10 protein-coding genes are annotated in these 14,424 nt (G+C 62.3%); 5 read left to right on the top strand and 5 right to left on the bottom strand.

Features of this window, described 5'->3' with window-relative positions:
• Positions 1-57: 57 nt before the first annotated feature.
• Complete coding sequence (locus OJ996_RS13300; protein WP_264514093.1) at positions 58-5,628, bottom strand: beta strand repeat-containing protein; 5,571 nt, start codon at positions 5,626-5,628, stop codon at positions 58-60.
• A 358-nt stretch (positions 5,629-5,986) separates the two neighbouring features.
• Here OJ996_RS13300 and OJ996_RS13295 point away from each other — a divergent pair, with 358 nt between their 5' ends.
• Both OJ996_RS13295 and OJ996_RS13290 read left to right on the top strand, forming a co-directional pair.
• Positions 5,987-7,822 (top strand): histidine kinase, encoded by a 1,836-nt coding sequence (locus OJ996_RS13295; protein WP_264514092.1) that lies wholly within the window; start codon positions 5,987-5,989, stop codon positions 7,820-7,822.
• The gene (locus tag OJ996_RS13290) at positions 7,803-8,495 is read left to right on the top strand and encodes a LytR/AlgR family response regulator transcription factor (protein WP_264514091.1); all 693 of its coding nucleotides are present in this window, start codon (positions 7,803-7,805) and stop codon (positions 8,493-8,495) included. Before OJ996_RS13295 ends, OJ996_RS13290 begins: the two co-directional genes overlap by 20 nt.
• Before the next feature lie 63 nt (positions 8,496-8,558).
• Here the strand turns inward: OJ996_RS13290 and OJ996_RS13285 are convergent, their stop codons facing one another.
• Positions 8,559-9,581: a glutamine synthetase beta-grasp domain-containing protein gene (locus tag OJ996_RS13285; protein WP_264514090.1), complete on the bottom strand. Its 1,023-nt coding sequence runs from the start codon at positions 9,579-9,581 to the stop codon at positions 8,559-8,561.
• Between the two features lie 244 nt (positions 9,582-9,825).
• Between OJ996_RS13285 and OJ996_RS13280 the strand changes: the two genes are divergently transcribed.
• Complete coding sequence (locus OJ996_RS13280; protein WP_264514089.1) at positions 9,826-10,593, top strand: PP2C family protein-serine/threonine phosphatase; 768 nt, start codon at positions 9,826-9,828, stop codon at positions 10,591-10,593.
• A 31-nt stretch (positions 10,594-10,624) separates the two neighbouring features.
• Positions 10,625-11,290, top strand: coding sequence for a 4'-phosphopantetheinyl transferase family protein (locus OJ996_RS13275; RefSeq protein ID WP_264514088.1), 666 nt, complete (start codon positions 10,625-10,627; stop codon positions 11,288-11,290).
• 254 nt (positions 11,291-11,544) lie between these two features.
• Here the strand turns inward: OJ996_RS13275 and OJ996_RS13270 are convergent, their stop codons facing one another.
• A complete protein-coding gene (locus OJ996_RS13270; protein ID WP_264514087.1) occupies positions 11,545-12,051 on the bottom strand; it encodes a hypothetical protein in 507 nt (168 codons plus the stop codon).
• 13 nt (positions 12,052-12,064) lie between these two features.
• Between OJ996_RS13270 and OJ996_RS13265 the strand changes: the two genes are divergently transcribed.
• A complete protein-coding gene (locus OJ996_RS13265) occupies positions 12,065-12,910 on the top strand; it encodes a hypothetical protein (RefSeq protein WP_264514086.1) in 846 nt (281 codons plus the stop codon).
• Here the strand turns inward: OJ996_RS13265 and OJ996_RS13260 are convergent.
• Both OJ996_RS13260 and OJ996_RS13255 read right to left on the bottom strand, forming a co-directional pair.
• Positions 12,867-13,472 carry a nucleotidyltransferase family protein gene (locus OJ996_RS13260; RefSeq protein ID WP_264514085.1) on the bottom strand — a complete coding sequence of 202 codons (606 nt, stop codon included), beginning with the start codon at positions 13,470-13,472 and terminating at the stop codon, positions 12,867-12,869. The genes OJ996_RS13265 and OJ996_RS13260 overlap by 44 nt on opposite strands.
• Positions 13,469-14,416, bottom strand: a complete 948-nt coding sequence (locus OJ996_RS13255) for an XdhC family protein (RefSeq protein WP_264514084.1) — start codon at positions 14,414-14,416, stop codon at positions 13,469-13,471. The genes OJ996_RS13260 and OJ996_RS13255 overlap by 4 nt, the downstream gene beginning before the upstream one ends.
• Positions 14,417-14,424: the final 8 nt, after the last annotated feature.

The raw sequence follows: 14,424 nt of genomic DNA, 5'->3' as shown, positions 1-14,424 counted from the left end.
TAAGGCGAACTTAAAGAGCCCCCGGCCCATCACTGGACCGGGGGCCGAGCAAGGAACTTACTGCGGGTCTCCCACGGTGTAGAAGTTGGTCTGCAGGATGTTGAAGTCACCGCTGTTGATCACTCCGTTGCCGTCGATATCCGCCGCACCCGATGCAGGCACCACGGACACCGTCTTGCCGAAGTGGAAGCGCAGCAGCGAGAAGTCCAGCGTGTTGATCACGTTGTCCCCGGTGATATCACCGGCCTTCAGGAGGTTCGCTCCGGAGAACGAGGTCGTGGAGACACCCGTCAGCGAGAAGCTGACCGGCAGCTTGCGACGCAAGTTCCATGCGGCCTTCGCGCTGATAGCGGTGGTGCCGGCGGGAACCGCCTCGAGGGCGACAGTGCCGATACCCGAGGTGTTGAAGCTTACGGCCTTGGTCCAGGTAGCGGTGCTACCGCCGGTGGCAACGAAGGTCACGTCACGCGTGGTCGGCCCCGGAAGAACTCCGGTGAAGCCTTCCAGTTGGACGGTGGCCAAGGTTTCGTTCGCCACTTGGAAGCTGCCGAGAGCTGCCGAGGGGGAAACATTACCGGAGCGATCGCGGACGGTGGCGGCGATGCCATAGACACCGGTCGTGGCGCTGGCCGGGACGGTCAGATTGACGGTGTAGGTGACGACACCGCTCAACTCGGAGGCGCTCACGGTGTAGTTCGAGGAATTCAGCACCGTCGTTCCATCGGTAGCCGTCAGCATCAGGTCGCTGGCTGCATCTGCTGCCTCCAAGCCGGACAGGCCGGAATCGGTGGCAGTGAAGGTCAGGATGACCGGAGTGCCATTGCGCAGCACGTAGTTCGTGGAGGGCAGGAGCACGTTGACCGAACCGGCGGAGGGCTGGATCTGGGTGCCGCTCACAGCCGGAACGGCGATGGCCGGATCCAGATCGTCGATCACCAGTTCGCCGGTGTTCGAAGTGAAGGGCGAGAGCAGCGAGAAGGTGCTCGGCGCCGTGAACTTGGTCAGGCGGGTATCCTTCAGGAGCTGACCATTGCCATCGAAGACACCGTTGGTCTGGACCCGGAAGAATCCGACCGTGGCACCGGGAGCCAAGGCGTTGAAGGTGACACTGGCGATCTTGGAATCGGCGGTCACGCTGGCATCGCCGAAGGTGAGCTCGAGGCCGAGCGCGCTATCAACAAGACCAAGACCCGGAGTTCCGGTGGGCTCGGTCTCCACGACCACATCCCAGTTTGCCTCGGGTGCGACCACGGTGGGCGATCCGGTCGGATCGAGCAGGCCGGAGTTGTAGCCGAGGAGAGCTTCCGCGGAAGTGATGCCGTCCGGATCGAGATCCGCAACGCTCATATCGATCACGACCTGGTCACCCGACTGGACGAAGAGGTTGCCTTGGGCATCGATCGTACGGCCGACCAGCGAGGGAACCGGAGTTGCGAACTCGAGGCTGAAGCGGTTCTTCGCATCGTCGATCGAAGTCACGTTGCCCCATCCATCGACATCCGCGAAGGGACCCGGAGAGTCCGTTGCTGTCGCGGCATCGAAGAGGTTGTGGTAGACGCTGGCGTCCGCACTGGCCTCGATGGCCGAGTTGGCGAAGCTGTTGTCATAGACCTTCGATTTCTTGTTTGCGGTGACGGAGGCGTTGACCGTGTTGATATCGATCACGGCATCGGTGACGATGCTGCGGGCGATCGTGAGCAGGCCGTTTGCAGCGGCTACGATGTTGTAGGAGCTGCCCGGGGTCTGGCTGTCGATGACGCAGCCATCGAGGACAAGCTCGCCACCACCGTTTACGGTGAGGGTCACGCCCGGAGCCACGTGGATGTCGGAGATGAGGGCCAGGGTCTGACCGATCTCGAAGGTGGTGTTCCCGTTGATGTCCCAAGAGCCGAAGCTGTTGAAGATGGTGAAGTTACCGGAGATCTTGGTATCCGTGCCGATCACCAGTTCGCCGCCATTCACAACCAAGGTCGCGCCGGGAGCGAGTTCCAGCTCACCCACGGTCAGACTGCCCGTCGAAGTGACGGTGATGGTCGTGCCGGTGGGTATGAAATAGCTCGGATAGCTGACCGGGCCCGTGATCGTCTCCGAGGAGGTGGTGCCATCCCAGAGCGAGGACTGGTTGCCTTGGAAGCCATAGGTGCCGCGACCGGTGATGGTTTCAACATCGGTATCGGTCCCGAGGCTGAGGTAGGGCTTGTAGTCGATATTCGCCGAACCGGGGCCTGCGATGTCGGGCTGACCGCCCGGTGCCGTGGCCGTGCCACCGAAGGCGACGGGAATCAACGAAGCGTAGCCGGGCTCCGCGCTGTTCGCGGTGGAGACCACCGGATTCGCACTACCGAACCAGTTCTTCTCGAAGTTCTTGGGGTTCGAACCGGCGGGCGGAAGCGTGCCTCCAGCCTGACGGTCGACGACTTGGCCATACCAGTTGCCGCTGATGTCGTTGTTCCTGAAGTTACAGGCGGCAGCGGTCTGAATCGGGTCATTGTCACCGCCGCTCGCATCGAGGAAGAGGATACCCACCGTCCGGTTCCCCGTGATGGCATTCTCTTCCACCGTCAGATTGTCCGTCTGGTTGCGGAAGATCAGGCCGGTGTGATTGTTCTGGATGACATTGTTACGGACGGTGTGGCCGTTGCTGTTGTTGATGTCGATGGCGCTCCGCATCCCGGTGATCTCGTTGTTGGAGATCGTATTGCCGGTGAAGCCTTGGCCTTGGATGGTCACACCGCCGGAGTTCAGGTTGGCGTTGTTCCAATCGGTGACATTGTTGCCCGCCCGGGTGATGGTAAAGCCATCAAGGGTAGCGTTCGAAGCAGCGATCGAAACGGTCGAAGAGCCCGTGCCACCGATCGGTCCTACCAGCGTGGTAGATCCGGCACCGGTGCCCTTCAGGGTCACTTCCTTGTTGAGCACCACATCCTCCGTGAAGCTACCGGGGCCGACCCGAACGGTATTGCCATTCGATGCCGCGCCGATGGCGCTGGCGATGGTCGTTCCGGAGACCACGATCTGCTCGCCGGCCACGAAGTCGACCACGCCATTACGGCTGCTGCGACCGCGGTGGAACATGCGGGCTTCCAGAGCGAACTTCTGGGCATCGGTCAGGGCCGTGGTGGCAACGCCACCGAAGGTATTCCCGGTAACGTCGACCCGGAAGGAAGCGGCCACATTGCTGTTGTTGATCAGCGAGGGGTTTGCTGCCGGGGAGAGGCTGTAGTTGTAGCCGAAGGAGTTTCCAGCGATGACGTGCGAGCCCAAGGTCGGGACGGTGCCACCGAAGCTCAGGTAGGTGCCGTCGTTCCGGAAGGTATTGCCCGTGACCGAAACCGCGGAATTGAAGTCATCCAGATTGATGGCAGAGCGGCAGTTCTCGATCGTGTTGTTGGTGATCGTGCCGCTGCCGTTCGAGTAGATGCCGCTGTTCCAGGTCTTATGGGTGCCGAAAAGACCGTTCGAAGCATCACCCGTGATGAGGTTTCCGCTAATCGTGATTGCCGTTCCGCTCGTGGTAACGATTGCTCGCGAACCGGCTCCGGTCGTTACCCCTTCCCGCTTGATGATGGAGTTCTGCAGGGTCGAGCCCGGGTAGAGCAGGACCGCATTGCTGGCGTCGTTGGTTTGGAAAACCTCAATGCCGTCCAAGGTGGCGGCAGCCGTCACCGTCAGCGTCGTATTGCTGAGACGTGACTCCGCGGAACGGGTGCCGGTGCCGATGACTCCTGCGTTGGGCCCCTTGATGGTGACCGCCTTGGAGATGGTCAGCGCGGATTCCGAATAGGTGCCCGCATCGACTTCGATCACATCGCCTGCATCCGTGGATGTCGCAGCGAGAGCCGCGCTGATGGTGGCGAAGTAGGTGTTGTCGGTGACGTTGTGGACCGGACCGTCGAGGGTGGTGAGCTCCTCGTCCGTGTAGTACGGGACAGTCGCGATATTGCCGGTGAAGTCGGAGGGGGAAGACGGCATCGACGCATCACCCCAGAAGTTGTGGGTGGCGCTCAGCGCGGAGGCGGAGACGTTCCAGACCTTGGTGCCAGCGAAGGCTCCGCTGAAAACATTGCCTGTCACCGTGCTGGTGGCGGCGGTATCCACGGAAGCGGTGCCGACGATCAGCGCGACATCCGCGGTGCCGCCGAAGGTATTGCCTTCCACGGTGGTGTTCGTGCCACGGACGCGCAGGAGCGATTGTCCCGGCTTGGTACCCGTGTTGCTGAGGAACTCGTTGTCCTCAACCGTCACGCCGTTGCCGTCGAGGTTCACCGCGAGGTTTCCGTTCACGGAATCCCCGGTGGTAGTGGTGACGATGTTACCGCTGAAGACGATGCCGGTGTGAGTAAAGGGCGAGGACCCGCTGCTCATGTAGATCGCGGGGCGTGGCCAGTTCGGCTCCGTAAACTGTCCGCCGGGGCCCGAGCCGGTGCCCGGAGGGTTGAAGGTGGCACCGTTAATGAGGTTGCCGGTGATGACGATGCCGGAGTTAACCGCGCCATACTCGGTGAGAATCGCACCGTCGCCGTTCGCGGTGATGGTGTTTCCCGTGATGGTTGCACCCGCATGCGTGCCTTGGAAGTAGAGGGCCGCCTTTTCGAGAGCGGGCGTACCATCGATGCCGATGATCTCCAGTCCTTGGATCACGGTGCCATCCGCTCCGGAGGCAATCAGAACCGTGCCGAGGGCTCCGCCGGGGGCAGAGGCTTCGATCCGGGGCCGGGTCGGCTGACCGGCCTTGGCTTTGATCGTGAGATTGTCCTTATTGACCAGCACGGTACCGTCGTAGGTGCCGGACTTGATCTCGATGACATTGCCGGCCACCGCGCCGTCGATCGCGGCTTGGACCGCAGCGTAGCCGTTGCCCGTGGTGCTGTTCACCACATTCGCGGTGGCGTAGGCGAGGTTGTCCCAGTAAGCGGCGTAGTCTTCGCTGCTGATCTGAGTGGGAGCCAAGGAAGGATCGTTGAAATTGTAGCCTTGGATCATCGCATCCTTGAAGCGGTTTGCGCCGGAAGGAGCGGCCACCGTGGCTACCACGGATCCATTGATCGTGTAGATGACAGAGCCGCCTTCCAAGGAGATGCCGAAGGTGTACCAAGTATCGCCGGTGACGGGGGCCGCAGTCGTGACCCAGCCGGTGGTGAGATCCCAGTAGCGGATGACCGGGGTGCCATCAACGTTCGCGACGCCGATGATCGGGTAGAAGGTGCCACCACCCGCGGCATCCACGCCAGTCACCCAGAGATCCGAGCGACGGCGTGCCGACGGCGCGACCCAATCGTTGGGCACATACACATCGGCCTTCACGGCATACGCGCCACCGGGGAGGTCGAGCTTGCGGCCGTGCGTATTGTAGAAAGTGGAATTATAGGGAGCACCGCGGCCGACGACGCCGTTGTCACCGTCGATGCTCAGGCGCAAGCGATCATTACCACCGAGAGAGAAGCGATCGAAACCAGCCGGGGCGTAGCGATCGGGATACCAAGCACCAGGTGTCTGGGACGCAGCCAACACGGGATCCGTGTCGAAGGTGATGGTGTCATCGTAGTCGATGGCGTGGCTTGCCGAGGTGATCCCGGCAACAAGTGCGGTCGCGAGAAGCGTCGACCTTGTAAATACAACTCGATTCATGGGTCTCTTGGGGAGGTTAGGGGGTGAAGGGCCCGAGATAGGCCGCTTGAGAGGGTGTTCACCTACCCAGTGCTCATGTATTCCCGAAGTTGAATCGCTGATATGGTCGGATTCCTTTGTGAGCGGTCTGGAAGGGGAATTGAGCGGTAATGATAGAACCCCCTAAAAATAGGGGGGGCAATCTGACTGAAAACTAAGATAGAGCGGCCGGATAAGAGTCGTAACGCGCGACCCTTTAAGATACCCTGGGGTAAGAAACGGGTAGCCTCTCCCATTCCGCGATTGTGCCATACGGAGCGAATTGACGACCGATGAAAAATCTTCATTGTTTGCGTGCTCCTACGGGTCTCCCCCCTTAATGCCCCCCTCGAAATCCATCGGCTGGAAAGCCGCGGCCCTAGCCGTGCTCTCGGTTGCACTCGCGTGCGAACTGGGCCTTTGGTTTCTGCAGTTATCCGGACAGCGGGTATCGCTGATCTGGCCCTCCGCAGGCATTTGCGTGGCGCTTATCTATTTCCATGGACCAAGGATCTGTCCTTGGCTGGCAGTGGGACATCTCTGGATCGGGGTGAGATTCGGATTCAACCCTGCCGTGGCCCTGACTCCGCTACTCTATGTCGGAGAAGCATGGCTGGCATGGCTTCTCTCCTTCAAAAGCCGTATCCTCCAGTCCGCCGACCGCGTATCCATCATTCGGACGCTATGGCAGATCCTGCCGGCACCGTGGCTGGCAGCGATCCCCGCCGCGATTCTGATGACCTTGGCCGCCACCTTCTCGGGACGTTTCGGCGAGGACGAGTTTGTCATGACGACAGCACGGGTCTCGGCGGCGCATGTCCACGGGATGGTCGCGCTGGCACCTCTCTTCATCCACCTGTTTGCGCGGGACTTCCAGTTGCTCTCGCCGGATGACCATTGGATCGGCTTCGCCGCGCTTACGACCGCCTTCGTGCTGATGGCGATGGCCTTCACGAATGTCTTCCGGGACGTGATGGGAATGACCTCCGCGGCCTACCTCCCCTTCCCCATGTTGATGGTCGCGGCGGTATCGCTGCGGCCGCCGGTGATCTCGCTCGCGCTGGCCCTCTGGTGTCTGGCCAGCACTACCATGACAAGCATGGGCATGGGGCCTTTCGGAGCCCTGCGGCAGGTGCAACCGCTCGAACTGGCCCTCTACAATCTGTTAGTCTGCTACACGACCTACCTGATCTCCGTGGGCACGACCCGCCTGATCCACCAGTTGGAACGCAGCCAACTCACCCTCGAAGTCGCGGGAGTGGAGACTTGGGAATGGAGCCACAAGAGCGGGTTCCGCTCGATGCGCGGGGAGAAGCTCAAGAGCGAGATCTTCCATGGAATGAGCAAGCCGCCGAGGACCGAGAATCTCACCCGGCTGGCAGGATCGGATGCGGCCACCAAGGGGCAGGTGCCGGACGAATGGAAGGAGCGGCTGGAAACCAGTGACGCGAAGGAACTGCTGCTTTCCACCGGCAAGGTCACCTCACGCGGACGAGACGGCAACGCCTTGGGCGCGATCGGATTGCTTCAGGACCTCTCCGCGGTCCGCAAGGCGGAGGATGCATTGATCGCGCTGGGACATCAGCGGGCGATCCTGAAGAGCCTGCAAACGCGGCTCAACCCGCACTTCCTTTTCAACGCGCTCAACGCGATCCGCGCGCTGGTTTATATCGATCCGAACCAAGCCTCGGATGCGATCAACACCCTCTCCCGGCTGCTGCGCAGCAACCTCCGCAATGTGGAGCGCCCGCTGATCCGGCTGGACGAGGAAATCCGGCTGGTGAGCGACCTTCTGTCGATCTCCAGCATTCGCTTCGGCGACCGGATGAGCACCCGGATCGAGATCCCGAAGTCCGCCTCCTCCGCCTTGGTCCCGCCGATGGCGATCTACAATCTGGCGGAGAATGCGATCGTCCACGGCATCGAGAAGAACGCCGGTAATGGGACCATCTCGATTAGCGCGCGGATCGAGGGCGAGCGACTACACGTGTGCATCACGAGTCCCGGACAACTCGGAACGAAGCCTTCTCCCGGAGTGGGCACCAAGGATGTCCTCCAACGCTTCGAGCTTCTCTACGCTGGCATGGCGGAATTCGAACTCAGCCAGGCTTCCGAGAACGAGGTACAGGCCCGCATCTCCCTTCCCTTCCAAGATCATGAATCTGCTGATTGTTGATGACGAGCCGCTGGCGCGGGCGGAACTGCTGAGACTTTGCGGAGAACTCCTGCCAGGTTTTCGCAGCACGGAGGCATCCAATCTGGCAGAGGCGAGATCCGCCCTGCTAAGGGAGAGCTTCGATGGAGTGCTGCTGGATATGGAGCTGGGAGGCTATAGCGGGCTCGATCTCATCCCGGACGCGAAGGCCAGCGGAACCCCCGTGGTGATCAGTACCGCACACGAACGGTTCGCGGTGGACGCCTACGATGCGGACGTGGTCGACTACCTGCTGAAGCCGGTCGAGGTGCCGCGTCTGTTCCGGGCGATCACCAAGCTCTCCAAAATGCAGAAGCAACAAGGCGACGAGCTGGTGCTGCTGAGCGACCAGTGCAACTGCTGGCCGGTGAAGCCTTCCTCCATCCTGCTGGTGGAGGCGGAGGGAAGCTACTGCAAGGTCCTCTTCACCGACCGCAAAGAGCTCACGGTAAGCCGGAGCCTGAAGGAGATGGAGCAGATGCTGGCGACCCATTCCTTTATCCGGGCGAACCGTGGCCAAATGGTGAACCTGAACCTGATCAAGGTGATCCACCGCCAGAGCAGCGGTCGGCTGGTCGCGGAGCTGGAGGGACACGAGGATATCGAATTCTCCCGTCGGCAGGCCCAGGCATTCCGCTCGAAGTTCTCGCTGTAGAAAGAAAAACAGCCGCCCGGTTTCCCGGACGGCTGCTTGAAGATTCGGCTATGGCTCCGGATCTCAGGGAAGCGGAACTTCCGAGATCGTCTTGAGCACGCGGCTCGCGATCTGGTACGGGTCGCCCTGCGAGTTCGGACGGCGGTCTTCAAGGTAGCCCTTGTAGCCGGCGTTGATGAAGCTGTGCGGGACACGCACCGAGGAACCGCGATCGGCGATGCCATAGGTGAACTTGTCGATCGACTGGGTCTCGTGGAGACCGGTGAGGCGCATGTGGTTGTCCGGACCGTAGACAGCGATGTGCTCGTCGAGGTTCTTGCCGAACTGGGCCATGAGCGCTTCGAAGTACTCCTTGCCGCCGGTTTCGCGCATGTACTTCGTGGAGAAGTTGCAGTGCATGCCGGAGCCGTTCCAATCGAGCTCGGAGCCGAGCGGCTTGCAGTGATAGTTCACGTCCACGCCGTAGCTTTCGCAGAGGCGGTTGAGGATGTAGCGGGCGACCCAGATCTGGTCGGCGCAGGTCTTCGAGCCCTTGCCGAAGATCTGGAATTCCCACTGGCCCTTGGCCACTTCGGCGTTGATGCCTTCGTGGTTGATGCCGGCCTCAAGGCAGAGCTCGAGGTGCTCCTCGACGATCTGGCGGGCAACGTCGCCGACGTTGCTGAAGCCGACGCCGCAGTAGTACGGGCCTTGCGGACCGGGGTAACCGTTCTTCGGGAAACCGAGGGGAGCGCCGTCTTCCCAGAGGAAGTACTCCTGCTCGAAGCCGAACCAGGTGTCCTCGTCGTCGAGGATGGTGGCGCGGTTGTTCGACGGGTGCGGGGTGACGCCGTCGGGCATCATGACTTCGCACATCACCAGGATGCCGTTGTTGCGGCTGCCATCGGGGTAGAGGGCGACCGGCTTCAGCACGCAATCCGAGCTACGGCCCTCGGCCTGCTGGGTGGAAGAACCGTCGAAGCCCCAGTTCGGAAGCTGCTCGAGGGTCGGGAAGGAGTCGAAATCCTTCAGTTGAGTCTTGCTACGGAGGTTCGGGACGGGGGTGTAGCCGTCGAGCCAGATGTACTCCAATTTGAACTTGGGCATCGTATTCTTAGGTTGTTGTTCGGATCGCGAGGATTCGTGCGGATGATCGAGGGGCGTGCAAGCCCCCAGTGCGTGCATATGCCAGCACCGCCCCCGTGAAAGCAGTAGACAGGCCAAGCTACAAGGACTGTCACGATTTTTTGTTTTTGCCGCCACCCCGGCGAACACTCAGATTCGCGCACGAAACGTGACCCAAGACGCGCCCGAAAATCCAGATTACCCGCTCCAAATCAATTGGTCCGGCATGACCCACGTGGGTCGTTTCCGGACCAACAACGAGGATGCTTTCCTTGCCTTGACCTTCGATGCGAGGGAGATCCGCTACCTCGGTAAAACCGGCGGCGGGAGTATGGGGGAATCCGACTTCGTCTTCGCGGTGAGCGACGGCATGGGCGGCGCAAAATCCGGGGAATTCGCGAGTAAGATCGCGGTGGAAAAGATCACGCGCCTCCTGCCGCCCAGCTTCGGAATGGCAGCCCAGCATTTGGAGGCGGGCTTCAGCGATGTATTGCGGGAACTCTTCGAGCGCATTCACCTTTCCATCAGTGACTTGGGACGCTACTATCCGGAGTGCCATGGCATGGGGGCCACGCTCAGCCTGTGCTGGTTCATGCCGGGCTGGATGTGCTTTTCCCACATCGGTGACAGCCGGATCTATTACCTGCCGAAGGAGGGGGAAATGCTCCAACTCACCCACGATCACTCGCACGTGGGCTGGCTGCGGAGATCCGGCAAGATCAACGAGCGCGAAGCGCGGGCCCATCCCGGCAAAAGTTCCCTCTCGCAGGCCTTGGGCGGAGGCAACCAGAAAATCGATCCCCACATCGGGCGTGTCAGTTGCCAGCCCGGCGACCGCTTCCTGATCTGCTCGGACGGTCTGGTGGACGGCCTTTGGGACAAGCGGCTCAACGAGCTGGCGCGAAAGGATTTGTGCGCGGAGAGCCTGGTGCTCGCCGCTGTGGCGGATTCCGGGCGCGACAATACCACTGCGGTCGTGATCGAAGTCGGTTGACCCGACCCCGGCCCCGGATCCTGATGGCAGCGTGAGCAACAAGTATCCCGCGCCGGGCTCGGTGATCGTGCATGTCGTGGACCCTGCCAAGGTTCGGGGCGCTCGCTTGAATCGCGCCGAGGAAGAACTGGCCGGGCGCTTCTGCTTCGAGAAAGACGCGGCGCGTTGGCGGGCGTGCCGGTCGGCACTCAGGATGATTTTGGGCGAGATCTTGGAAGGCCCTCCCGAGGAACTGGTTCTCGAAACCGGAGAATACGGAAAGCCCGCCCTGGCGAAGCCGCACCAAGGCCTGCATTTCAATCTCTCGCACTGCGATGATCTCGCTTTGATCGCACTCTCCATGGAGGGCGAAATCGGCGTGGATATCGAGCCCGCAGACCGGGGCACCAGCTTGCTGGGCTGCGAAGCGAGTTTTTGTCACCCCGAGGAGATTGCCGGGCTGCCGCTTGAGAAAGACCGGAGGGCGCTAGCCCTGATCGATCTATGGACGAGGAAGGAAGCGCTGCTGAAAGCGCTGGGAACCGGCATGTCACTCGCCCCGGAGACGGTTTCGCTCGCGGACCCTACGGCGCCTCATCCACGCCTGTTAGGCTTCGGGGTGAGGCGGCTACATCACCCCGCACTGGAACGTCACATCGCACACTTGGCGGCACCGCACGCCTGCACGGAGGCAGAGATCCGCATTTTCCAAGGCTGAGCATATTCGACAGAACGCCGGATCCATGGCAGAGAGGGGTTGCGCGATTCCTTGATGGCCGACGTGATCCAATTCCACTGCCCGATTTGCGGGATCGCCTTGAGCGTGCCGCTGTCGGCAGAGGCTTTCAGCGGGCCTTGCCCGAGATGCGCCTGTGAGATCGTCGGTCCCGATCTCATCCGGGGCTTGGCGGCGCGGCCCTTGAAGGACCTCACCACGGCGGAGCCGGCGGCCATTGCCCGGGCGGAGGCACACTACGCTGCCACGCGCGCGAGCGATCCCTTCAATCCTTTTGTCAGACCGGTCCCTGCCCCCGAGCCGGTCCTTGCCCCCGAGCCGGTCCCTGCCCCCGAGCCGGTCCTGCCACCCGAACCGGTCTTGCCTCCCGAACCGGTCCTGCCACCCGAACCGGTCCTGCCACCCGAACCGGTCCTGCCACCCGAACCGGTCCTGCCACCCGAACCGGTCTTGCCTCCCGAGCCGGTCTTGCCACCCGAACCGGTCCTGCCACCCGAACCGGTCCTGCCACCCGAGCCGGTCTTGCCACCCGAGCCTTTATTTCCCGTCAGGCCGCCTACCCCTTTCCCCGCGGAGGAGCCGGAACCGGCGTTCGTCGTTTCACCGCTCACGCCGCCGGCAGCGCGGGAACGACCAGCTCCCTTCTCGGAGCCTTTCCGTGCCCTGCCGCGGACACCGATCGAAGCCCCGCCGCTGGCGCCCCCGCCGGCGAGGAGGTCATCCGCCGTGTGGCTGCTTTCCATTTTGCTCGCGGCCTTGAGCGGATTGATCGGCGGCTACTTGCTCGGATGGTTTGTCGGACGCCAGGAGGCCGGAGAGCCGACGCCGGCCCCGGGCACTCTAACACTTCCGGAAGCGAAGAAATCTCCCGATGTCCCGCCGGCCTCACCGGAAGCGGAGAACTCATCCGAAGCGGTCCGCAAGCCAGAGCCACAGCCGCCCTCCGGGAACAATGCGGAAGCGCCCATCAAAATCATCGCCGCGCCTGAGGCTGCCCTGAAGGCCTTCCTCTCCGCGCCAACCTGGCAGGAGCGGGCGAAGCATTCCCTGCTCTCGGAAAACACGGCGAACCAGATGAAGTCCTACTATTCACAGATGCCGGACGGCGCGGTGAAGGTGATGCGGATAAAGCTGAATGACTCCCATGGAGAAGAAGGCGAGGAGCCGACATTCTATAGCTACTTGGTCTCCACTGAGACGCATGCGGAAGGTTTTCCGGTGGCAGTGGTCCGAACACAGGAAGGATGGCGTGTGGATTGGGGAAGCTTCGTGGAGTTTGAAGATGATCACTTCAGCCGCTTCGCAGGCGGGCGGGGTGGTGATACGGGCAAGTTCCACCTGCTCGTCCGTATGACGAACTTTGCGGCCCCCGCGATCAAAGGCTATTCCGGCTTCCGGATTGATCCGCCAATGCCTGGCAGGGACCGATATGCTTTCGCGCCCACGGATTCGGATCTGGAACGGATCCTACGCGCGGCCGCTACGCCAGGCCATCCGGCATCCGCGGTATTGGAGCTGAAGAGGCACTCCGTGGAAGGCGGCAAGAACTGGCTGGAGATCACATCGATCGTGGCTCCGAACTGGTGGCCCGAGAGCGAGTGAAACACTCCCATACCTCGGGGGTATCGACATCCCAAGCGGCGTCGGGAAAGGAAATCATGGCCGTGGCCTCGGGGTGGCGGGCCGCGATCGCCTTCGCCCCTTGATCCCCCTCCAACTTCATCAAGGCCGGGAAGTGCTCGCGGCGAAAAAATGCCGGGGGCCCGCTGGCGGCTCCGTGATCGCAGAGGATGATGGATGCATCGCTCCCCAGATAGCGGAGGAGAAGCGCGGCGGTGACAAGCGGCTGATCCGGCAGAAGGATGAAGATACCGGCGAGCTCCGGATCAAGTTCGAGAAGGCGGGTGACGCCTGCAGCAATGGAACTGCCCATGCCATCCTGCCAAGCGGAGTGGGTCAGGGTTTGGACACCGGCAGGGTACGGTGCCTCTAGTATTTGATCGGCATGCGCCCCCAGGATACGAAGCACCGGACGACACCCGGCCTCCAAGGCGGTGCCACAGGCACGGTCGATCAAGCTGCGCCCTTCCCACTGCAGGAGCTGCTTGGGGGAACCGAAGCGGCTGGCCCGACCAGCAGCGAGCACGAGGGCGGCGATCTTCACGCCGGGAGAGGCTCGGAATGAATCGTACCGCTACGATCCCGGAGAAAGCCACCGGAGGCCCCGGCAAGCACCGCCTGGATCTCCGCGACGATGGCGAGAGCGATGGTCGCCGGGTGGTGGCCGCCGAGATCGAGACCTACGGGGGCGTGGAAGCGATCCGTGATCGATGGATCCTCCAGAAGCCCAAGCGAGCCAAGCTCGGCGAGAAGGGTTTCGCGGCGACGGCGCGAGCCGAGAAGGCCAAGATAACCGTAGCCCGCCGGCAGGATCTCGCGCAGGAAGGCCAGATCGGTGGCGAGATGATGGGTCATCACCAGCACCGCGGTGAGCGGGTCGGGACGAAAACTGCGCGCGAAGTCCTCCGAAGCGAGCGAGACCACCGACTCGCCCGCAATGCTGGGCGTCTCCGGAAGCATGCGATCATCGCGGAGAACACGATGCCGTTCCCAGCCGAGGGAAGACGCGAAGGCGAGGACGGGATCGATGTCAGGAGTCCAGCCCACCACCACCAGGCGAGGCGGCGGCGCAACCTTCTCCAGCAGTTCGCCGGAGTCCGCCCTGCCATCGAAGCGAGTCCCGCAGGGCCCGGTCACCAAAGTCAGGGATCTGCGCTCGCGCAACGTGGACGCGATGCGGGCGGGAAGAGTTGGATCGATGGCCTCAATAAGGATGTGGAGCTTGCCCGGGCAGCCGAAATGCGGGCGCGTGTCGATCACGATGCGCTCCGGTGTCCCGTTCTCCAACACCCGGCGGGCCGTGCGGGCGATGCCCTCCTCGATACAACCGCCGCTGAGGGAGCCAGTGAAGGAGCCGTCCGCGGCGATGAGCATGCGGGCGCCGGGCTGACGATAGCTAGACCCTTCCCGCGCCACAAGAGTCGCCAAGGCCAGGCGGTCATTTTGATGACGTCGGGCGAAGTCGAAGAGGAAGGGCCAGTCGGACATGAGGCGAG

The sequence above is a fragment of the Luteolibacter rhizosphaerae genome (genome assembly GCF_025950095.1).
Taxonomy (GTDB): Bacteria; Verrucomicrobiota; Verrucomicrobiia; order Verrucomicrobiales; family Akkermansiaceae; genus Haloferula; species Haloferula rhizosphaerae.
Note: the sequence above shows the minus strand (reverse complement) of the source record. Positions and strands in the feature narration are given on the sequence as shown.